This is a genomic window from Cupriavidus sp. 05N39, from assembly GCF_056397325.1.
On the sequence record NZ_JBFTNE010000040.1, the window covers coordinates 24,027 to 45,096 of the forward strand.

Sequence of the window (21,070 nt, forward strand, 5' to 3'; positions counted from 1 at the left end):
GATGAGAGTGCAGTAAATTGCGGCCCCGGGGACGGGCGCGGATGGCCGGCTAATCGAGCTTCAAGCCGATCCGTTTGATCACCGCGCCCCAGCGGTCGTAGTCCTGCGCAACGATCTTCCTGAAGGYGTCCGGCCCGGCGCCGCTGAGATCGTTGCCCTGCGCGCGGATCATCTCGGCGATATCCGGCGCCTGCGCCGCGGCGCGGAACGTATCGGCGATCTTCTGCGCGACTGGCGCGGGCAGGTTGCCTGGGCCGAACAGGCCTTGCCAGCCGACGATGTCGAGTCCCTCCACGCCTTGCTCCGCCATGGTGGGCAGCTCGGGCAGCACCGCCAGGCGCTTGTCGGCGGCCACGCCAAGCAGCTTGACCTTGCCGGCGCGGGCGTTCTCCACGGCGGTGGCGGTGCCGTCGAAGTAGACCTGCACGTCGCCGGCCAGCACCGCGCGGGTGGCGTCGGCCGTGCCCTTGTATGGCACGTGGACCATCTGGATGCCAGCGCGCTGCTGCAGGATCTCGCCATTCAGATGCGAGGTGGAACCGAGGCTGTACGAGGCGAAGTTCAGTTCGCCGGGATGCTGCTTCGCGTAGGCGACCAGCTCACGCACATTGCCAAACGGCGCGTTGCGGTTGGCCACCAGCACGGTAGCGGATCGCACCAGCTGGACCACGGGGGTGAAGTCCTTGAACGGGTCGTACGGGAGCTTGCTGTACAGGTGCGGATTCTGCGTATGCGTGACGACGATGGTGTAGAGCAGGGTGTGCCCGTCCGCCGGGGCCCGCGCCACATCCTGCGCGCCGATGAAGGTGCCGGCACCGGGCTTGTTGTCGATGATGATATTGGCGCCCGACTGCTCCGAGGCACGCTTGGCGATCAGTCGCAGCAGGGCGTCGCCGCCGGAGCCCGCAGTAAATGGCACGACCACGCGCACGGGCTTGCCGGGCTGCGGCCAGTCAGTCGCTGCGGCCGCCCTTGCGATCGGGCTGCCCAGCATGCCCGCGGCGATGGCGAGCGCCGGGATTGACAGGCGCGACAGGGCGCGTCGCCTGGGATTGGGGCGGTTCATTTTGTCTCCTTCTCCATGTCTGGATGGCGCAGCCGTTGTGCTCTGGATGTTGGCGCGAGTGACGCCCTGGCCGGTCTGCGTGCTGAGTATAGGTATTGCGTTGCCGCCAAATCAAATGCATATTTATCGCCGTTTCGATAAATTAAATGCATATGCTTAGCCTGCGACGCCTGGAGCACTTTGCCGTGCTGGTGGAAGAACGGAGTTTTTCGCGGGCGGCGCGCCGGCTGAACCTGACGCAGCCAGCGCTGACGCGCAGCATCCAGACGCTGGAAGAAACCCTCGGCCTGCAGCTGGTGGACCGCGCCGCCAGCGGGTTGCTGCCCACCGAATCGGGCCGCATGGTACTGGCGCGCTCACAGCGCATGCTCGGCGACCTTCGCGCCCTGCAGCGCGAGGCCGAGCGCATGCGCGGCTTTGAAAGCGGCGTTATTGAATTTGGCGTGGGCTCGTTCCCCGCGGCGGCTTTCCTGGGCCCGGTGCTGACCCGCCTGGCGCGCGAGTATCCCGGGCTTTCGGTACGGGTAGAGACGGAGAGCTGGCGCCGCTTGCTGGAAAAGCTGCAGCGCGACGAACTCGACTTCGTGGTCGCGGTAACGCACAGCCTGCCGCCGCCGGCTGATTTCCAGGTGCGCGCGTTGCGGGCTCAGCGCATGGGCTTCTTCGTCAATCCTGGCCACCCCCTGGCCGCGCTGGCGGGCGATGAGATACGGGGCAGGATGGCCGGATACGGACTGGCGACGACCAAGCTGCCGCCCCGCGCCCGTGAGGAAGTGGCGGCGCTATTCAGGCTGGATGGACCCGAAGCGCTGCCAGTGCGGCTGGAGTGCGACAACGTCGAGGTGCTGTGCGAAGTGGCGATGTCTACCGATACCGTCCTGTTCGCGACGCACGAGGYCGTCCACGCGGAGTTGGCGGCAGGCAGCCTGCTGCCGCTGGCGCTGGACTATCTGTCTCCCGCGCCACTGCCCCTGATGCTGGTCTATCCGGGAGGCCGAAGCCTGTCCGGCGCGGCGGAACTGCTGATCGGCATGATCGAAGCGGCTGTGGGCGCGGGGGCGGCGAGATAAACAGGTGGCGGGCCCGCGGCCCGCCATCTTCATTTCACCCGCAGCAAGTGTTTCTGGATCTTCCCGCTCGTGGTCTTGGGCAGCGCATCCACAAAGTAATACCGGCGCGGCCGCYTATAGGCGGCCAGCCGGTCCCCGTGCACCAGGAAACCGTCGAGCACTTCCGCGCTGGCTTGCGCCCCCGCCTTGGCCACCACGTAGGCGCAGACCAACTGCCCCCAGGTGGCGTCGGCCTCGCCGATGACGGCGACTTCCAGCACGGCCGGATGCTCGATCAGCGCATCCTCCACCTCGCGCGGATACACATTCTCGGCCCCTGAGTTGATCATGTAGTCGATACGGTCGCGCACCCACAGGTAGCCGTCTTCATCCAGGCTGCCGAGGTCGCCGGTGTGGTACCAGCCGTGAGCAAGTGCGCGCGCGTTGGCGTCCGGACGGTTCAGGTAGCCGGCCATCATGCACGGCCCGCGCACCAGGATCTCGCCGACTTCGCCGGGCGCGCAACGCTCGGCCGGATCGGTAGGCGCGCCGTCTTCGCGCAAGGCCGCTACCACCAGATCATGGTTGAGCGAGGGCAGGCCGGCCGAGCCGGCGTGGCTGAGTTGCTCGTGCGGATACAGCACCGACATGCAGGGTCCCATCTCGGTGGTGCCGTAGACCTGCACCAGCCCGGCGCCGACGGTACGGTCCCACTCGCGGATCAGGTGCGGCGCCATCGATGCGCCGCCATACTCGACCAGCCGCAGCGACGACAAATCGCGCGTGTGGGCCTCCGGGTGGTTGAGCATCATGCCGACCATCGTCGGCGCGGCGAAAAAGTGCGTGACTTTTTCCGCTTCCACCAATTGCCAGGCTTCGCCCGCATCGAAGCGCCGCTGCAGCACCTGCGTGGCGCCCAGGTGCAGGCGCGGCAGGAAGCTGGTGTGCAGTTCCGCCGTGTGGTTGAGCGGGGCGATCGACAGGCCGACGTCCTCGCGGGAGAGCGTCATCGCCTGATGCATCATCGCGTTGTGTGCGAGCTTGCTGCGGTGGGTGTGCAGAACCCCCTTGGGCCGGCCGGTGGTGCCGCTGGTGTACATCAGGATGCAGGGATCGTTCTCCCCGACGGCAATCCCCGGCGCCTCATGCGGCTGGCCTGTGGCAAGCGTGTCCAGGTGATGCGTGGCGAAGGCCGGCGCGGGTTCGGGATCGGCATAGATCCAGCGCGTCGTGCCGGGCGCCAGCCCGGCCGCTTTTTCCACCACCTCCGCACCTTCCCGCTCGAACAGCAGGGCTTTGGCCTTGCCGTCTTCCAGGATGAACGCCAGTTCCTGCGCCGCCAGCCGGTAGTTGACCGGGTTGAAGATCGCGCCCACCCGGGCCGCCGCCAGCATGCTGAAAACGAAGGCCGGCGTGTTGTAGAGGAAGGCCGCGACCACATCGCCGCGGCCGACGCCGATCGACAGCAGGGCGTGGGCGTGGCGGTTCACCTCCGCGTCCAGTTCGGCATAGGTCCAGGTGCGGCGGCTGGCGCCCATGCCGGCAACCAGCGCGGTCTTGCGCGGCAGGTAGCGCGCGGGCCAGGAAAGGGTGTCGCCCAGCGTAAGGACGTGACTCAAGGCAATGCTCCGGCAGCGAGGATGAGGAGACGCCAGCGGCCACGCCGACCGGCGAAAACCGTCGAATATAAAGTCCGCGCCGCTTTTCTGGAAATAACGATTAGCACTGTGCATATATGAATCCGGCGGGGTGAGCGCCGTGCGTTGCCCGCCAGGCAGGAGCCAATTGACGCAAGACGTGCCGGCAGCGTCTGGCTATCGTGCCGGCGAGGGTCGATGCGACATGACAGGCCGACGCATCGGCGACACGCCAATCGCTAGCGGAAGGAAGAGGAAAGCACGTCCATGAACAAGCAAAATCGGCAGGGCAAGGAAACCGTAAGTATCGGCGGCGCCTCGGGCTTCTGGGGCGACAGCGGGATCGGACCGGTGCAGTTGGTGGAGAAGGGCGAGGTCGATTACCTGGTGTTCGACTATCTGGCCGAACTCACCATGTCGCTGCTGGCCGCCGCGCGGCTGAAGAACCCGGAAGCCGGCTATGCGCTGGACTTCGTCACCGGCGCCTTGCGCGCTGTACTCAAGCCTGCCCTCGCGCAGGGCATCCGTATCGTCGGCAATGCCGGCGGCGTGAACCCGCGCGCGTGCGCGGCAGCGGTGCGCAAGCTGGCCGAGGAACTGGGCGTGCCGGTGCGGGTGGCCGTGGTCGATGGCGACGACCTCCTGCCGCAGCTGGATGCGCTGCGGGAGTCCGGCGTGCGGGATATGCAGACCGGCGCCGCCATGCCCGCGCGCATCCTGACCGCCAACGCCTACCTGGGCGCCGTGCCGATCCGGGCCGCGCTGGATGCCGGCGCCGATATCGTGATCACGGGGCGCTGCGTGGACAGCGCGGTGACGCTCGGCGTGCTGATGCATGAGTTCGGCTGGGAGCCGGGGGCGTACGACCTGATGGCGGCGGGCAGCCTGGCTGGACACATCATCGAGTGCGGCTGCCAGGCCACCGGCGGCCTGCACACCGACTGGGAGCAGGTGCCGGACTGGGCCAACATCGGTTATCCGGTGGTGACCTGCCGTTCCGACGGCACCTTCCTGGTCGGCAAGCCGCCCGGCACCGGAGGGTTGGTGAATCCCGCCACGGTCGGCGAGCAGATGCTGTACGAGATCGGCGATCCGGCCGCCTACCTGTTGCCCGACGTGATCTGCGACTTCACGGGCGTCACGCTGCGCCAGGCCGGCCCGGACCTGGTGGAGGTGCAAGGCGCCAGGGGCCGCGCGCCTACCGCCAGCTACAAGGTGTCGGCCACATATGCGGACGGCTACCGCTGTTCGGCGCAACTGACCATCGTCGGCTTCGACGCCGTGCGCAAGGCGCGGCGCAGCGGCGAGGCTTTCCTGGAGCGCAGCCGCGCCTTGCTGGCCCGGGCCGGGCTGCCGGACTTCACCGAGACCCGGCTGGACGTGCTGGGCACCGCCGCGTCCTTTGGCCCGCACGTGCCGCAGCCGCCGTTGTTCGAGGCCGTGATGTGGCTGGCGGTGGCCCACCCGGACAAGCGCGCGCTGGAACTGTTCGCCCGCGAGATCGCGCCGGCTGGCACGTCGTGGTCGCCCGGCACCACCGGGGTGGGCGGGCGGCCTTCCGTCAGCCTGGCCATCAAGCAGTTTCCCTTCCTGGTGCCAAAGACGATGGTCCGGCCCGCCGTCTGGCTGGACGAACAGCCGCTGCCGTTGCCGGCGGCGTTCGTCCCCGGAGACGAAGCCCAGGCCAGCCCGGCCTCCGGAAACGGGGCTGCCACCGCATCCTCCGCGTTCGCCCCGGCGGAGCCCGGCGGAGACTGGGTCGAAGTCCCGTTGATCAGGCTGGCCTATGGCCGCAGCGGCGACAAGGGCGATTTCTCCAACATCGGCATCATCGCGCGCGATGCCGCCTATCTGCCGCTGATCGCGGGGCAACTCAGCGAGGCCGCGGTGGCCGCGTTCCTCGCCCATAACGTGAAGGGCAGGGTGACGCGCTATTTCCTGCCCGGCATCGGCGCCTTCAACTTCCTCTGCGAGCAGGCGCTCGGCGGGGGCGGCATGGCCTCGCTGCGCAACGACCCGCTGGGCAAGGGGATGGGGCAGGTCTTGCTGGCGATGCCGGTGCGGGTCCCGCCCGGGCTGGCCAGGGCACTGGGAGCATGAGCCAGTCCGCGGGCCATGCGGGCATCGGGATAAACCCCATCGGAGCGCTGTTCGGCCGGCTTCGCTGGCATGATGCTGGAGGTGCGGGAAGCCGCGGTGCGGCTGCCGGAGCCCGCGCCTTCTTGCCGAACCAGGTGCCAGCCGTCAGTCACTCGCGGCGCCGCGAACAGTGAGACCAGATGCCGCCAGTCTTGGAATGCAAGCGGGATACCCCGGCCCGGTCCTGCGACCGGCCGAGCGGAAGTTTCATGTGGATCGACCCCGACCGCGTGCTCTACGTCGGCCTGCTTGGCGCGCCGTCGGTGCGCTCCATCGGCGCCATCCTGCTGTATGTGGCGCTGGACGCGCCGTTTCGCCTGAGCGTTGCGCAGGGTGGGTGGGAGACGGCCGAAATTGCATTCGTGCCGCCCTATGTGCCGCACCGCATCGCGTCGGACAGCCGCACTCTCTGCGGCTTCCTGATCGAGCCCGAGACCGTCGATATGTCAGGCTTGCCCGCGCTGCTGCGCGGCCCCGGCGGCGCGCTGGCCGCGCCCCGCCTGGCCCAGCATGCGCGCGACCTGATCGCCCAGTTGCGCGGCATGCACCGGCCGGAACTGGATCCCCGCCTGCTGGATACGCTGTTGCTGGGGGAGCCGCTGCCGCCGCGCGCACTCGACCCCCGTATCGATGCGGCGGTGCGGCAAATCAAGAGCGATCCGGGGAGCCGCAGCGCGGCCACCGATCATGCGCGCGATGCCAACCTGTCGTTCTCGCGTTTCCTGCACCTGTTCAAGGAGGAAGTCGGTACGCCGTTCCGCACCTTCCGTACCTGGAAACGCGCCCGCAGCCTGCTGCACTACGTCACGCAGGAGGCCAACCTGGCGGAAGTCGCGCTGGATACGGGCTATCCGGATTCCACCCATTTCAGCCATTCCATCCGCCGTGTCTACGGCCTCAAGCCGCGGGACATCTTTGCCGGTTCGCGCAAGCTGGCGCTGCATGGGCTGCCGCCGCTGACAGCCTGCCGCCCGCTGTAGGCCGGCGGCGACCAGTTGGCGCAAGATCGCCGGGGCGCCTTGCGTCACAATGGCGGCCAACGACAATCAGCCCGTCAAGGGCAGCGGGATACCACCCCATGAAAGAGACCTGCCAGGACCTGCTGGCCGAATACAACGAGTTGCACGCGCTTGCCGCCTCGCTCAGCCCCGCGCAATGGCGCCAGCCCAGCGCCTTCCATGACTGGAGCGCGTGGGACGAGATTGCCCACCTGTGCTATTTCGACCAGACCGCGCTGCAGTCCGCCACCGATCCGGAAGCCTTCCTGCGTGACGCGCAGGCGCTCAACACGCTGATGGCGGCGGGCGGGCATATCAGCGCTGTGGCGCGGGAAGTCTACGGCCACCTCGACGGGCCGGCACTTCTGGCGTATTGGCAGCCCGTGTACGAGCGGCTGGTGCAGACCCTTGCCGCGCTCGATCCCAAAGCGCGCCTGCCCTGGTACGGGCCGCCCATGAGCGCACGCAGCTTTGCCACTGCGCGGCTGATGGAGACCTGGGCGCATGGCCAGGATGTCTGGGACACGGCGGGCCGGGCGCGCGCGCCCACGGCCCGCCTGAAGCATATCGCGCATATCGGCGCCACCACCTATGGGTGGACCTTCGTCAATCGCGGCGAGCCGGTGCCGGGGCCGGCGCCGTACGTGGAACTCAGCGCGCCCGATGGCGGGCAATGGACCTGGAACGAACCCCAGCCGGACAATTTCGTACGCGGCAGCGCGGAGGATTTCTGCCTGCTGGTCACTCAGCGCCGCCACCTGGACGACACCCGGCTGCGGTACAGCCCGGGCCCGGCGCAACGATGGCTGGCGCAGGCACAGTGCTTCGCGGGGCCACCCGCCACCGGACCGGCCGCCGGCACGCGTGTATTGCGCACGGCGCCCGCGGAGTGAACGGGTTCGCACTACCGCAGTGCGTGGCGGCCGGCGAACCGCTCACGCTGGCACTGGCCGCCGGGATCGATTCGGCCCTGCGTGCCCTCAGCGTGGACCCGGCCGAAACCTGCCTGTCCGAACACGCCTTCGCCAACCTGTATCTGTTCCGGCAAGCCCACGCCTACCGGTACTTTGGCGGCCGCTATCCGCATATCAGCGGCCTGACCTATGACGGCGCGCGCCACGCGCTGCCGCTGTTCGATCTCGCCACGGCGCCGCGCCACGTCCTGCAGGCGCTGCTTTGCGAGCACCATTGTTTCTATCCGCTTTCCTCGGCCCRGATGGCGCGCCTCGATCCCGCCGTCTTCACCGGGAACGAAGCGCGTGCCRACGCCGACTATCTCTATCCGGCCGCCAACTTTGCGGGCTATCGCGGTACCACCCTGGCCAAGAAGCGCAACCTCATGAAGCAACTGCTGGCCGCGCATGCCGTCACCGCGCGGCCCTACCACGCCGGACTCGCCCGGAAAGCCCTCTCCGTGCACGAAGGATGGATGCACGCCAGGCACAAGGCCCAGGGCGAGGCCGATGACGCGCCGTGCGGCGAGGCTTTGCTGCACGCCGGTGCGCTGGGGCTGGAAGGCTTCTTGTACGAAGTGGCCGGGCAACCGGTGGGCTTCTTGCTGGCGCAGGAGATCCGCCCGGCGGTCTTCGCCATGCGCTTTGCCAAGGGCCTGGTGGCTTTCAAGGGCATCTACCAGTACATGTTCCACCATTTCTGCACGGCCTTCGCCCGCCCGGTGGCATGGCTGAATTTCGAGCAGGACTTGGGGTTGGAAAACTTCCGGCAGACCAAGCTTTCGTATGCGCCCGGCGCCTTGCTGCCGAAGTACCGGGTGCGGCTGCGCGCGGACTGAATGGCGGCCGCTGGCCGGTTTGCGCTGGTTCTGAAACCGCACCCCCAAAGGCCCGAAGCAGCACAGCCAGTTCTCGCAAGACCGTACCGCCTCCCACCCCTACCATGACTTCACACCGGCGCACTGCCGCCTCGAGCAACGTGAAACCCACATGGCAAATATCGAATCCAGACTCTCCGCCGGCAGCGAAGCATTCCAGGCCAACCGCGCCGGCATGCTAGCCCTGCTGGAACGTATCCGCGCCTTCGAACAGCGTGCCGCCAATACGTCAGCCGCATCGCGCGCGCGCTTCGAGAAGCGCGGGCAGTTGCTGCCGCGCGAGCGCCTGGCGCTGCTGCTTGACCCGGGCGCACCGTTCATCGAACTGTCGTCGCTGGCCGGGCTGGGGCTGGACAACCCCGACCTGGACAAGAGCGTACCCGGCGGCGGCCTGATCGCCGGCATCGGCTTTGTATCGGGCCTGCGCTGCATGATCAGCGCCTCGGACGCCGGCATCAACGCCGGCGCCTTGCAGCCCAAGGGGCTGGACAAGCAACTGCGCGCGCAAGAACTCGCGCTCGAAAACAAGCTGCCGTACGTGCAACTGGTAGAGAGCGCCGGCGCCAACCTGATGACCTACAAGGTCGAGGATTTCGTGCGCGGCGGCAACCTGTTCCGCAATCTGGCGCGCCTGTCGGCGGCCGGCCTGCCGGTGGTGACCGTGACGCATGGCTCCTCCACCGCCGGCGGGGCCTACCAGACCGGTTTGTCGGACTACATCATCATGGTGCGGGGCCGTTCGCGCGCGTTCCTGGCCGGGCCGCCGCTGCTGATGGCGGCCACCGGCGAGGTAGCCACCGAGGAGGAGCTGGGCGGCGCGGTGATGCATACCTCGGTTTCCGGCCTGGGCGACTACCTGGCCGAAGACGATCGCGATGCGCTGCGGATTGCGCGCGAGATCCTGGGCAAGATCGACTGGAACCGCGACCAGCCCGCCGCCGCGCCGCGCGCGTTCAAGCCGCCGCGCTACGACGCCGAGGAACTGCTCGGCGTGATGCCGATGGACCACAAGCGCCCCGTCGACATGAAGGAGGTGATCGCGCGCATTGCGGACGATTCCGACTTCCTTGAATTCGGCGAGAACTATGGCGGCGCCACCGTGTGCGGCCATATCAAGATCGAAGGCTGGCCGCTGGGCATCATCACCAACAACGGCCCCATCGATCCCGCCGGCGCGACCAAGGCCACCCACTTTATCCAGGCCTGCTGCCAGTCGCGCACGCCCATCCTCTACCTGAACAACACCACCGGCTTCATGGTGGGCCGCAGCTACGAGGAAGCCGGCATGATCAAGCACGGCTCCAAGATGATCCAGGCGGTGAGCAACGCCACCGTGCCGCAGATCACCATCTACTGCGGCGCCTCGTTCGGCGCGGGCAACTATGGCATGTGCGGGCGGGGCTTCCATCCGCGCTTCTGCTTCTCCTGGCCCAATGCCAAGACCGCGGTGATGGGCGGCGAACAGGCGGCCCGCACCATGGCCATCGTCACGGAGGCCGCCATGAAGCGCAAAGGCGGGGAGGCTGACTCCGACCAGCTTGAGGCGTTGCAGAAGGGCATCGTGGAGCGCTTCGACCGCCAGATGAGCGTGTTCGTCACCAGCGCCCATGTGCTGGACGATGGCGTGATCGACCCGCGCAATACGCGTGCGGTGCTGGCCAATGTGCTGGCCGTCTGCCGCGAGGGCGACGCCAGGACACCGCAACCCATGCAATTCGCCGTGGCGCGGCCCTGACCTGAAGGCCACGGCCCCATCCGGAACATAAGACAAGAACACAGAGAACAGAGAACGGAGACCCGAGACATGCAACTCACCCCCGAACACGAGGCGCTGCGCGCCACCATCAAGCGCTTTATCGCCGAGCAGATCAATCCGTACGTGGATGCCTGGGAAGAGGCCGAGATCTTCCCGGCGCATGAAGTCTTCCGCAAGATGGGCGAGCTTGGCCTGCTGGGCCTGTCCAAGCCGGAGGAGGATGGCGGCATGGGCCTCGATTACTCCTACAGCGCGGTGCTGGCTGAGACGCTGTCCGATATCAACTGCGGCGGCGTGCCGATGGCCATCGGCGTGCAGACCGACATGGCCACGCCGGCCCTGGCCCACCACGGCAGCGCGGAGTTGCGCCGCGAATTCCTGGCACCCGCGATCCGCGGCGAGTACGTGGCCTGCCTGGGCGTCTCGGAGGTGGGCAGCGGCTCCGACGTGGCCTCGATCAAGACCACGGCGCGGCGCGACGGCGACGACTATATCATCAACGGCGGCAAGATGTGGACCACCAACGGCACCCAGGCGGATTTCTGCTGCGTGCTGGCCAATACGTCGGACGGGGCCCCGCACCGCAACAAGACGCTGATCGTGGTGCCAATGAAGACCCGGGGCGTCTCGGTGGCCAAGAAGATCCGCAAGATCGGCATGGACTCGTCCGATACCGCGCAGCTTTACTTCGACGATGTGCGCGTGCCGCAGCGCTACCGCATCGGCCAGGAAGGCATGGGCTTTACCTACCAGATGGAGCAGTTCCAGGTGGAGCGGCTGTGGGGTGCCCTGAGCTCATGCAGCCGGTGCGCCAAGGCCATCGACCTCACCATCGAGTACACCCGCGAGCGCAAGGCCTTTGGCCGCTCCATCCTGGACAACCAGTGGGTGCACTACACCCTGGCCGAACTGCAGACCGAGGTGGAAGCGCTGCACGCGCTGTGCTGGCGCGCCGTGGAGATGATGGTGCGGGGCGAGGATGCCACGCGCCTGGCCACCATGGCCAAGCTCAAGGCGGGCCGGCTGTCGCGCGAGGTAGCGGATCGCTGCCTGCAGTTCTGGGGCGGCATGGGCTATGTGCTGGAAAGCCCGATCTCGCGCATCTTCCGGGACGGGCGGCTCACCTCCATCGGCGGCGGCGCCGACGAGGTCATGATGCAGATCCTGTGCAAGTTCATGGGGACGTTTCCCCAGGCGAAGTAAGCGTTCAAAGCTAAAGACCAGAACAGGCCACCATGAAGCAGCCCACGCCATTCCACAAGATCCTGATCGCCAATCGCGGCGAAATCGCCCTGCGCGTGATGCGCAGCGCCACCGCGCTGGGCTACCGCACGGTGGCGGTCTACTCCAGCGCCGACGCCGATGCGCGGCATGTCCACGAGGCCGGCCAGGCGGTGCATATCGGCGAGGCGCAGCCGGCGCAATCCTACCTGCGCATCGACGCCATCATCGAGGCCGCCAGGCGTTGCGGCGCCGATGCGGTGCATCCCGGCTACGGCTTCCTGGCCGAGAACGCCGCCTTCGCGCGGGCCTGCCGCGAGGCGGGGCTGGTGTTTATCGGCCCGTCCGCCGAGTCCATCGTGGCGATGGGCAACAAGGCCGGCGCCAAGCGCCTGATGATGGCGGCCGGCGTGCCCTGCATCCCCGGCTACCAGGGCGAAGACCAGGATGAAGCGCGCCTGTGCGCCGAAGCCGGACGCATCGGCTTTCCGGTGATGATCAAGGCCACGGCGGGCGGAGGCGGGCGCGGCATGCGGCTGGTGCCCGATGCGCGGTCGTTCCCCGAACTGCTGCGTAGCGCGCGCTCGGAGGCGCAGGGCGCCTTCGGCGATCCGGAGGTGATTCTGGAGCGGGCCGTGATCGAACCACGCCATATCGAGATCCAGATCCTGGCCGACCGTTATGGCAACGCCATCCACCTGGGCGAGCGCGACTGCTCGGTGCAGCGGCGCCACCAGAAGCTGATCGAGGAAGCGCCATCGCCGGCGGTGAGCCCCGAGTTGCGGGCCCGCATGGGCGCCACCGCCGTGGCCGCCGTCAAGGCGATCGGCTATGAAGGCGCCGGCACGCTGGAGTTCCTGCTGGACCGCGACGGTAATTACTACTTCATGGAAATGAACACGCGGCTGCAGGTGGAGCATCCCGTGACGGAGGCGATCACCGGCCTGGACCTGGTGGCGCTGCAATTGCGGATCGCCGCCGGCGAGCCGCTGCCGCTGGCGCAGGAAGACGTCACCTTCTCCGGCCACGCCATCGAAGTGCGGCTGTGCGCCGAAGACGCCGACCGGGGCTTCATGCCGCAAAGCGGCGCCATTGCGTTGTGGCAGGCGCCGGCCGCCTTGCGGGTGGAGCATGCGCTGGGCAGTGGCGCGGCGATTCCGCCTTACTACGACTCCATGATCGCCAAGCTGGTCAGCCACGGCGGCACGCGCGACGAAGCCTGCCGCAAGCTGTCCCGCGGACTGGAAGACCTGGTGGCGCTCGGCGTGACCACCAACCAGGTATTCCTGGGCCGCTGCCTGGCGCATCCGGCCTTTGCCGCGGGCGAAGCCACCACGGCCTTCATCGGCCAGCACCAGGATGCGCTGTTGCGGCCCGACGCGCCGCTGCGCCGGCGTGCGGCCGCGCTGGCCGCGCTGCTGCTGTACGAGACTTCCCCCGAGCGTCAGCCCGGAGCGCCCGCCGCCAGCCTGGCGCCGACGCTGCCGATCGGCCTGCGCTACCGGCTCGACGGGGCGGAGCATCAGGCCACGCTGGCGTTCGGCGGCGGCAATCGCTTTGAAGTCGCCATGGGCGAAACACGTTTCGCCTTCGAGACCCTTGCGCTGGGCGAGCATGCCGTGCGGTTCCGCTGCGACGGCGTGGTCGAGAGCGCGGACTTCCATCGCGACGGCAACACGCTGCTGCTGCAATACCAGGGCGCGCCGCTGCGCGTCGAGGACCATACGCGGGCGGCGGCCGCGCGGGCCGGCGAAGCCGCCGGCGATGGCAAGCTGCGCGCCTCGATGAACGGCCGGGTGGTCAATGTCATGGTTGCCGCCGGCGACCAGGTCGAAGCCGGCCAGCCCATGGTGACGCTGGAAGCCATGAAGATGGAGCATATCCACGTGGCGCCCGCTGCCGGGCGGGTCGGCGCCGTGCATGTGCAGATCGGCGACCAGGCCGCGGCCATGCGCGTGATCGCGGAGATCGAGTTCGCGGCGACGCCGGCTGAGCCGGTGAAGGCAGCCGCTTGAACCGCCTCTGCCTCTTCCTTCTCCTTTTCCCGAACACAGACACAGCCTATCCGGCGGAGCACCATGAGCGAATCGGAAACCCCAGCCGTCCTGCATGAAAAACGCGGCGCCGCGTTCTGGATCACCATCAACCGGCCCGACAAGCGCAACGCCATCAACAAGGAAGTGGTGGATGGCATCCGCGCCGGCTACCGGGCGGCTCACGCCGATCCGGCCATCCGCGCCATCGTACTCACCGGCGCCGGCGACAAGGCCTTTTGCGCCGGTGGCGACCTGCAACCGGGCAAGGGCTTTGCCTTCGACCTGTCGCGGCCTAATGTGGACTACGCCGACATGCTGCGCGAGGCGCAGCAGGCCACGCTGCCCAGCATCGCGCGGATCAACGGCACCTGCATGGCAGGCGGCATGGGACTGCTGTGCATGACGGACATGGCGGTGGCCGCCGACAACGTGCTGTTTGGCCTGCCCGAAGTCAAGGTAGGGGTGTTCCCGATGCAGGTGCTGAGCCTGCTGCAGACGCTGGCGCCACCCCGGCTGGTGCGCGAATGGTGCATCAGCGGCGAGCCGTTTTCCGCCGCCGAGGCCAAGGCCGCCGGGCTGGTCAACCACCTGGCCGCGCCGGGCGAGCTGGACGCCCGGACCGAATGGCTGATCGCCCGCGTGGCCGACAAGTCGCCCACTGCGATACGGCGCGGCAAGTACGCCATGCAGGCGATGGCGTCGATGAGCTTCGCGGAGGGCATCGCCTATACCGAAAGCCAGATCGCGCTGCTGGCCATGACCGAAGATGCCCGCGAAGGGCTGGCCGCCTTCAACGAGAAGCGCAAGCCGGTCTGGACGGGGAAGTAGACCGCGAAGCAGATCGGGCAAATCGACGGGTAATCCGGGCGCCGGGCAGGGAAGGGCGCGCCGGTTGCCAGGTATTTGAGGAACGGGAGCCGAATATGAACGCAGCATCGTCCTTGCATCCGGCCCTTGCCGGCGCAATCCATGACAACAGCGACAGCGCGGCCATGCTGGCGCCCGGCATGGCGGAATGGCTGCGCCGCCGCGCCGCGCGCAGTCCGGACCGCCCGGCGCTGACCTGCGCGGGACGGACCTGGACTTACGCCGGACTGGTGGCGGACGTGGAACGGATGGCTGCCGTGCTGGCGGCCGGCGGCATAGGCCGTGGCCAGCGCGTGGGCTACCTCGGCCTGAACGATCCGCTGTTCCTGGTGACGCAGTTCGCCTGCGGCTGGCTGGGCGCCATCTTCGTGCCGCTCAATTTCCGGCTGACCGGCCCGGAACTGGCGTATATCCTCAACGATGCCGGCGTGCATACGCTGTTTGCCGACGAAGACCATGCCGGCCTGATCGACGAGGTGCGCGCGGGCCTGGAATGCCGGCGCTACCTGCGGCGCACCATGGCGCCGGGCTGGGAGGCACTGGTGCCGCTGATGACGCAGGCCAACGCCGCACCGCCGCCGGCTTCCACCCACCCCGATGAAGTGGCCGCGGTGATGTACACCTCGGGCACCACCGGCCATCCCAAGGGCGCCATGCTGACGCACGGCAACTTCTGGGCCAATAACCTGAACGTGATGATGATGAGCGACCTCGCCAGCAGCGATGTCGCGCTCAACTTCGCTCCGCTGTTTCACGTTGGCGGCATGTGCTGCGTGAGCTTGCCCATCCTGATGGCGGGCGGCCACCTTGTGCTGCAGCGCAGCTTCGATCCGGCCGGCGTGATGCAGGCGGTGGCCGAGCATCGCGTGACGGTGAGCTTCGCCGTGCCCGCCATGCTGCTGTTTGTCAGCCAGCACCCGGATTTCGAACGGGCCGATCTGTCCAGCCTGCGGGGCATCTCGGTGGGCGGCGCGCCCATGCCCGAGCCGTTGTTGCGGCTGTTCGTTGCGCGCGGCATCCCCGTCAACCAGGGCTACGGGCTGACCGAGACCGCCGCCGCGACCACCTTCCTGGACCCCGGGCGCGCGCAGGACAAGCTCGGCTCCTGTGGCACGCCGGCCATGCTGACTGAAGTCAGCATCCGCGATTTCGAGGGCAGGCTGTTGACCGAACCCCACGCGCGCGGCGAGATCTGCGCGCGTGGCGGCAATATCATGAAGGGCTACTGGAACCGCCCGGACGCCAGCGCCGCAGCGTTCTACGAAGGCGGCTGGTTCCGTACCGGCGACGTTGGCTATGCCGACGAAGAAGGCTTCTACTATGTCTGCGACCGCCTCAAGGACATGGTCATCACCGGCGGCGAGAACGTCTACCCGGCTGAGGTGGAGAGCGTGCTGTACGAGCATCCCGCCATTGCGGAAGTCGCCGTGATCGGTGCGCCCGATCCGCGCTGGGGCGAGYACGTGGTCGCCGTGGCGGCGCTCAAGCCGGGGGCCAGCCTGACGCTGGATGAACTGCAGGCCTTCGCGGAGCCGCGGCTGGCGCGCTACAAGCTGCCGCGTGCGTTGAGGGTGGTGGCGGCGTTGCCGCGTAATCCAACGGGGAAGGTGTTGAAGGTGCGGTTGAGGGAGATGGGATTGGAGTAGGGGGGGTGGCCCATGGTGGGGGGGGTCTGCTGCTTCTTTCGCTGATTCTTTGTGCGGCGTTGGTTTTTGGACCCAAGTGCGTACGACATCCCCCTGCGGGGGACGCCGGTCACTCTTCTTTGCTTCGGCAAAGAAGACTAACGAGAAGAAAGCCGACCCTGCCGGGAGCAGAACAATCAGGCTCTCGAATATCAATGATTTCGTCGTACGGCCCGGAGTGCCGGCGGGCTTCTGCCGGTACCGGCTTGACTGGCCACGATCCTGCCAGCTTCCGGGATTCGTGGTGCGGCCCCCGGTAGCAGACATCACTTGCTTCAAGCCGTCTGTCGCTCGCGTAGTGGCCGGCCACGAAGTTGCAGGCGCACCGGTTCCGTCGTGGGCGCGGTGGCACCGGATTGATATGCCCAAGACCGTGACCACCGCGCCCGCCCCACCACGAAACCATTGACGGGCGATGTGTCGTGATGGCGCGCACCGGTAACGGCAGATGGTCGAACGCTCACCGCACACGAGGTCAGGGGCTGTACCACGTAACCCATGGGTCATGCAGAAGCGACGTCCTTTGGGCCGGTGGGATCCGCCAGCCAGCACCTTGGGCCTGACGACGAAACCACCGACGCCCAATAGCCTGATTGCTCTGCCCCCGGCAGGGTCGGCTTTCTTCTCGTTAGTCTTCTTTGCCGAAGCAAAGAAGAGTGACCGGCGTCCCCCGCAGGGGGATGTCGTACGCACTTGGGTCCAAAAACCAACGCCGCTCAAAGAATCAACGACCAACGACCAACCCGCAAAGCACAAGGCCCATTCGCCCCACCAGACCAGAACCATCTGAACTCGGCTAGGAAATTTCGCAGAGAGAATATCTCGCAAAAGGAAGAGGAGCACCCAATGGCAGGACCAACCRTCGACTTCTGGCAAGCCCGCTTTGAATCCAGGCAAACCCCTTGGGAACGCGAAGCCGCCAGCCCGCAACTGGCGCACAGCGCCAGCCGCGTTATCCATGGGTAATCCCCAATCCATATACAGCCAGTCCACACAAGAGCCACACCGGTAGTTTTGTTACGGTGGCACCAGTCGCATCAGTCGCAACACGGCGAAGCGCAAGACGGCACGTGCCGCGCCCGATGCCATCGGGCGCGCGTGACCCACCCAATTCCGAGATCGACCCCGGCCACCCGCACACCGCGCGCGGCAAGGGGCGGCCGGCACAGGAGACAAGATTGGAGATCCTGCAATTGACGATCTCGGGCATCGCGCTGGGCTGCATCTACGCGCTGATCGCCCTGGGCTTTGTGCTGATCTACAAGGCCACCGAGACCGTGAACTTTGCCCAGGGCGAGTTCATGATGCTCGGCGCCTTCGCCGGCGTGGTGCTGACCATGCTCGGCCTGCCCCTGCTGCTGGCGGTGCCGCTGACGGTGGCGGGCATGGCCGGCTTCGGCATGCTGGTGGAACGCCTGGCGATTCGCCCCATCCTCGGCCAGCCGCAGTTCACGGTAGTGATGCTCACCATCGGCATGGGCTACGTGATGCGCGGCCTGATCACCATGGTGCCGGGCATCGGCGCCGGCACGCATACCCTGCCGGTGCCTTACCAGGGCATGGTATGGCGCACCGGCGGGCTGGTGCTCAGCGTGGAGCAGGTGGCGGTCATCGGCGTCACCGCCGCGCTCTGCGTGGTGCTGTACCTGGTGTTCCGCTACAGCCGCATCGGCGTGGCCATGCAGGCCAGCTCGCAGAACCAGCTGGCCGCCTATTACATGGGCATTCCGGTACGGCGGCTGAATGGGCTGGTGTGGGGGCTGTCGGCTTCGGTGGCGGCCATCGCCGGCCTGCTGCTGGCGCCCATCACCTTTGTCCACGCCAGCATGGGCATGCTCGGCCTCAAGGCATTCCCCGCCGCGGTGGTTGGTGGCTTCGGCAGCCTGCCGGGCGCGATCGTGGGTGGGCTGGTGATTGGGGTGGTGGAGTCGCTGGCGGGCTTCTACCTGCCGGAAGGCTTCAAGGATGTGGCGGCCTATGTGGTGGTGCTGGTCATGCTGGTGATCAAGCCCAACGGCCTGTTCGGCGAGAACCTGCGTAAAAAGGTGTAGAAACGCGATGCGATTCCTGTTCAAGACCGACTATCGCCAGGACCTCAGCCTGGCAAGGCACTCCGGCCACGTGTTCTGGTATGGCTTGCTGCTGGTTTGCCTGCTGATCGCGCCGGGCTGGGCCAGCAGCTACTGGATCGCGCAGCTTGGCTTCGTGCTGATCTACGCCATTGCGGGGCTGGGCCTGATGGTACTGTCCGGGTACACCGGGCTGCTGTCGATCGGGCATGCGGCATTCCTGGGCGTTGGCGCATATGCGCAGGCCTGGCTGACCAGCCACGGCGTGCCCTTCGTGCCGGCCTTGCTGGCGGCGGGGGCGCTGTCGGCGCTGGCGGGCGTGGTGGTGGGGCTGCCGGCGCTGCGGGTCAAGGGCATCTACCTGGCCATCGCGACGCTGGCCTTCGGGCTGATCGTCGAGGAAGTCCTGGCGCGCTGGGACAGCGTGACCGGCGGCAATGCGGGGCTGCCGGTGGCCGCGCCGCAACTGTTCAGCTACGTGCTGGAGGGGCCGGTGGCGTTCTACTACCTGGCGCTGGCGGTTTGCCTGCTGGCTACGCTGGCGGTGCTCAACCTGCTGCGCAGCGCCACCGGGCGGGCGTTCATCGCCATCCGCGATTCCGAGATCTCCGCGCAGAGCATGGGTATTCACCTGGCGCGCTACAAGACATTGTCATTTGCGCTGTCCGCCGCGCTGGTCGGCATCGCGGGAGCGCTCTACGCACACAAGCTGCGCTATATCTCGCCCGAGCAGTTCGGCATCGCCCAGTCGATCGACCTGTTGCTGCTGGTGGTGGTGGGCGGCCTGGGCTCGGTGCACGGCGCCTTCCTCGGTGCGATCTTCCTGATCGTCATGCCGCAGACGATCGTGCTGGCCAAGGATTTCCTGCCGCCGGCCATCGCGCAGGCCAGCGGGCTGCAGGCGCTGGTGTACGGGACGGTGCTGATGGCATTTGTCCTGTTCGAGCCGCTAGGGCTGTATGGGCGCTGGTGCAAGATCCGTACTTACCTGGAACTGTTCCCCTTCTATCGCCAGGGCATGTTCCGGCGCCAGAAGGCGTTCCAGCGCTCCGAGCGCCTGAAATAAGGAGGCCGGCACCATGACAGACACTCTTCTCAGCGTGCGCGACCTGTCGGTCCGCTTTGGCGGCGTGCTGGCGCTCAACGGCGTGAGCTTCGATGTCCGGCGCGGTGAGGTCTTCACACTGATCGGCCCCAACGGGGCCGGCAAGACCACGGTGTTCAACCTGATCAGCCGCATCTATCCGCCCACCAGCGGCGAGATCCTGTGGCAAGGCGAGGTGCTGACACAGTTGCCGCCGCACGCGATCGCCGCGCAGGGCATCGCGCGCACTTTCCAGAATATCGAGCTGTTCGAGCACGCCACGGTGCTGCAGAACCTGCTGATCGGCCATCACACGCATCGCGCCGCCGGGTTCTGGGCCGACCTGCTGTTCACGCCCGCAGCGCGCCGTTCGGAACTGGCCGCGCGCCACAAGGCTGAAGAAATGATCGAGCTGCTGGACCTGCAGGCACACCGCGATGCACTGGTGGCGGGCCTGCCTTACGGCGTGCGCAAGGTGGTGGAACTGGCGCGCGCCCTGTGCAGCGGCCCGCGCCTGTTGCTGCTCGACGAGCCGTCCTCCGGACTGAATGTGGAAGAGACCGAGGACATGGCCTGGTGGATCCGCGACATCCAGAGCGAACTGGGCATCACCGTGCTGATGGTGGAGCACGACATGAGCCTGGTATCACGCGTGTCGGACCGGGTGCTGGCGATGAACCAGGGCCAGGTGCTGGCGCAGGGCACGCCGGCCGAGGTGCAGGCGCATCCCGGCGTGATCGAGGCTTACCTGGGCACGGTGGACGACGTGGCCTCACTGCGGAGGGCGGCATGAACCTGATGGAAGGCACGGACAAGATGCGCAAGATCCAGGATGCCCCCGTGCTGGCGCTGGCCAACGTGGAAAGCGCATACGGGCCGGTCAAGGCGATCCGCGGCGTAAGCCTGGCGGTGCAGCGCGGCAGCATCGCCACCGTGCTGGGCGCCAACGGCGCCGGCAAGACCACCATCCTCAAGACCATTTCCGGCGTGCTCGACCCGACCCGCGGCAGCATCGCCTTCAAGGGCGAGAGCATTGCCGCGATGGACCCGGCGCAGATCGTGCGGCGCGGTCTGAGCCATGTGCCCGAGGGGCGCGAGGTATTCCCGCTGCTGTCGGTACGGGACAACCTGCTGATGGGCGCCTATACGCGGCGCGACCGCGACGGCGTGGCGCGCGACATGGAGGCGGTCTACGGCTACTTCCCGGTGCTGCGCGAGCGCGCCGGCCAGGACGCAGGCCTGCTGTCGGGCGGCCAGCAGCAGATGCTGGCGATCTCGCGAGCGCTGATGGCGGCGCCCGAATTGATCCTGCTCGACGAGCCGAGCCTTGGCCTGTCGCCCAAGCTGACCAAGGACATCTTCGACATCGTGGTGCGCATCAACCGCGAGCGCGGCACCACCATTCTGCTGGTGGAGCAGAACGCCAACATGGCGCTCAACGCGGCGGACTACGGCTACGTGCTGGAGAACGGCCGTATCGTGGCCGAGGACACCTGCGCCGTGCTGCGCGAGAAGGACGATATCAAGGAGTTCTACCTCGGCATGAAGGACAGCGGCGTGCGCGGCGAGCGCCGCTGGAAGAAGCGCAAGACCTGGCGCTAGCACGCGGCAAGGGCCTCTGCAACCGAAACC

16 protein-coding genes are annotated in these 21,070 nt (G+C 67.5%); 14 read left to right on the plus strand and 2 right to left on the minus strand.

Annotation, left to right across the window (positions count from 1 at the left end):
* Window positions 1-49: 49 nt before the first annotated feature.
* Window positions 50-1,066 carry a Bug family tripartite tricarboxylate transporter substrate binding protein gene (locus AC1DN0_RS19970; protein WP_477145937.1) on the minus strand — a complete coding sequence of 339 codons (1,017 nt, stop codon included), beginning with the start codon at window positions 1,064-1,066 and terminating at the stop codon, window positions 50-52.
* Window positions 1,067-1,212: 146 nt separating this feature from the next.
* On the opposite strand from AC1DN0_RS19970, the gene AC1DN0_RS19975 reads away from it, so the two are divergent.
* Complete coding sequence (locus tag AC1DN0_RS19975; protein ID WP_477145938.1) at window positions 1,213-2,136, plus strand: LysR family transcriptional regulator; 924 nt, start codon at window positions 1,213-1,215, stop codon at window positions 2,134-2,136.
* A 29-nt stretch (window positions 2,137-2,165) separates the two neighbouring features.
* On the opposite strand, the gene AC1DN0_RS19980 is transcribed toward AC1DN0_RS19975, so the two are convergent.
* Window positions 2,166-3,734, minus strand: coding sequence for a fatty acid--CoA ligase (locus AC1DN0_RS19980; protein ID WP_477145939.1), 1,569 nt, complete (start codon window positions 3,732-3,734; stop codon window positions 2,166-2,168).
* Between the two features lie 285 nt (window positions 3,735-4,019).
* Between AC1DN0_RS19980 and AC1DN0_RS19985 the strand changes: the two genes are divergently transcribed.
* The 13 genes from AC1DN0_RS19985 (at window position 4,020) to AC1DN0_RS20045 (ending at window position 21,040) form a co-directional block, all read left to right on the plus strand.
* Window positions 4,020-5,852: an acyclic terpene utilization AtuA family protein gene (locus tag AC1DN0_RS19985; RefSeq protein WP_441629598.1), complete on the plus strand. Its 1,833-nt coding sequence runs from the start codon at window positions 4,020-4,022 to the stop codon at window positions 5,850-5,852.
* A gap of 248 nt (window positions 5,853-6,100) precedes the next feature.
* Complete coding sequence (locus tag AC1DN0_RS19990; RefSeq protein WP_441629599.1) at window positions 6,101-6,871, plus strand: AraC family transcriptional regulator; 771 nt, start codon at window positions 6,101-6,103, stop codon at window positions 6,869-6,871.
* Between the two features lie 98 nt (window positions 6,872-6,969).
* On the plus strand, window positions 6,970-7,782 hold the full coding sequence (locus tag AC1DN0_RS19995) for a TIGR03084 family metal-binding protein (protein ID WP_441629600.1): 813 nt from the start codon (window positions 6,970-6,972) through the stop codon (window positions 7,780-7,782).
* Window positions 7,779-8,681: a phosphatidylglycerol lysyltransferase domain-containing protein gene (locus AC1DN0_RS20000; protein WP_477145940.1), complete on the plus strand. Its 903-nt coding sequence runs from the start codon at window positions 7,779-7,781 to the stop codon at window positions 8,679-8,681. Before AC1DN0_RS19995 ends, AC1DN0_RS20000 begins: the two co-directional genes overlap by 4 nt.
* A 151-nt stretch (window positions 8,682-8,832) precedes the next feature.
* Window positions 8,833-10,455: an acyl-CoA carboxylase subunit beta gene (locus tag AC1DN0_RS20005; RefSeq protein ID WP_276285952.1), complete on the plus strand. Its 1,623-nt coding sequence runs from the start codon at window positions 8,833-8,835 to the stop codon at window positions 10,453-10,455.
* Between the two features lie 69 nt (window positions 10,456-10,524).
* Window positions 10,525-11,679 carry an acyl-CoA dehydrogenase family protein gene (locus AC1DN0_RS20010; protein ID WP_276285953.1) on the plus strand — a complete coding sequence of 385 codons (1,155 nt, stop codon included), beginning with the start codon at window positions 10,525-10,527 and terminating at the stop codon, window positions 11,677-11,679.
* Window positions 11,680-11,711: 32 nt separating this feature from the next.
* A complete protein-coding gene (locus tag AC1DN0_RS20015; protein ID WP_441629602.1) occupies window positions 11,712-13,712 on the plus strand; it encodes an acetyl/propionyl/methylcrotonyl-CoA carboxylase subunit alpha in 2,001 nt (666 codons plus the stop codon).
* A 63-nt stretch (window positions 13,713-13,775) separates the two neighbouring features.
* A complete protein-coding gene (locus tag AC1DN0_RS20020) occupies window positions 13,776-14,561 on the plus strand; it encodes an enoyl-CoA hydratase/isomerase family protein (protein ID WP_441629603.1) in 786 nt (261 codons plus the stop codon).
* 95 nt (window positions 14,562-14,656) lie between these two features.
* A complete protein-coding gene (locus tag AC1DN0_RS20025) occupies window positions 14,657-16,246 on the plus strand; it encodes an acyl-CoA synthetase (RefSeq protein WP_477145941.1) in 1,590 nt (529 codons plus the stop codon).
* A 1,217-nt stretch (window positions 16,247-17,463) separates the two neighbouring features.
* Window positions 17,464-18,336: a branched-chain amino acid ABC transporter permease gene (locus AC1DN0_RS20030; RefSeq protein ID WP_428180351.1), complete on the plus strand. Its 873-nt coding sequence runs from the start codon at window positions 17,464-17,466 to the stop codon at window positions 18,334-18,336.
* Window positions 18,337-18,343: 7 nt separating this feature from the next.
* Entirely contained in the window at window positions 18,344-19,420 is a 1,077-nt protein-coding gene (locus AC1DN0_RS20035; protein WP_441629605.1) for a branched-chain amino acid ABC transporter permease, read from the plus strand.
* A gap of 13 nt (window positions 19,421-19,433) precedes the next feature.
* Window positions 19,434-20,231 carry an ABC transporter ATP-binding protein gene (locus tag AC1DN0_RS20040; protein ID WP_035863086.1) on the plus strand — a complete coding sequence of 266 codons (798 nt, stop codon included), beginning with the start codon at window positions 19,434-19,436 and terminating at the stop codon, window positions 20,229-20,231.
* On the plus strand, window positions 20,228-21,040 hold the full coding sequence (locus AC1DN0_RS20045) for an ABC transporter ATP-binding protein (protein WP_441629606.1): 813 nt from the start codon (window positions 20,228-20,230) through the stop codon (window positions 21,038-21,040). The genes AC1DN0_RS20040 and AC1DN0_RS20045 overlap by 4 nt, the downstream gene beginning before the upstream one ends.
* Window positions 21,041-21,070 lie beyond the last annotated feature (30 nt).

Bases quoted from the DNA above. Each gene is read 5' to 3' on its own strand.
- AC1DN0_RS20015 (WP_441629602.1), top strand. From the start codon at position 11,712: ATGAAGCAGCCCACGCCATTCCACAAGATCCTGATCGCCAATCGCGGC.
- AC1DN0_RS20020 (WP_441629603.1), top strand. From the start codon at position 13,776: ATGAGCGAATCGGAAACCCCAGCCGTCCTGCATGAAAAACGCGGCGCC.
- AC1DN0_RS20005 (WP_276285952.1), top strand. From the start codon at position 8,833: ATGGCAAATATCGAATCCAGACTCTCCGCCGGCAGCGAAGCATTCCAG.
- AC1DN0_RS19985 (WP_441629598.1), top strand. From the start codon at position 4,020: ATGAACAAGCAAAATCGGCAGGGCAAGGAAACCGTAAGTATCGGCGGC.
- AC1DN0_RS20040 (WP_035863086.1), top strand. From the start codon at position 19,434: ATGACAGACACTCTTCTCAGCGTGCGCGACCTGTCGGTCCGCTTTGGC.
- AC1DN0_RS20045 (WP_441629606.1), top strand. From the start codon at position 20,228: ATGAACCTGATGGAAGGCACGGACAAGATGCGCAAGATCCAGGATGCC.
- AC1DN0_RS20035 (WP_441629605.1), top strand. From the start codon at position 18,344: ATGCGATTCCTGTTCAAGACCGACTATCGCCAGGACCTCAGCCTGGCA.
- AC1DN0_RS19995 (WP_441629600.1), top strand. From the start codon at position 6,970: ATGAAAGAGACCTGCCAGGACCTGCTGGCCGAATACAACGAGTTGCAC.
- AC1DN0_RS19990 (WP_441629599.1), top strand. From the start codon at position 6,101: ATGTGGATCGACCCCGACCGCGTGCTCTACGTCGGCCTGCTTGGCGCG.
- AC1DN0_RS20010 (WP_276285953.1), top strand. From the start codon at position 10,525: ATGCAACTCACCCCCGAACACGAGGCGCTGCGCGCCACCATCAAGCGC.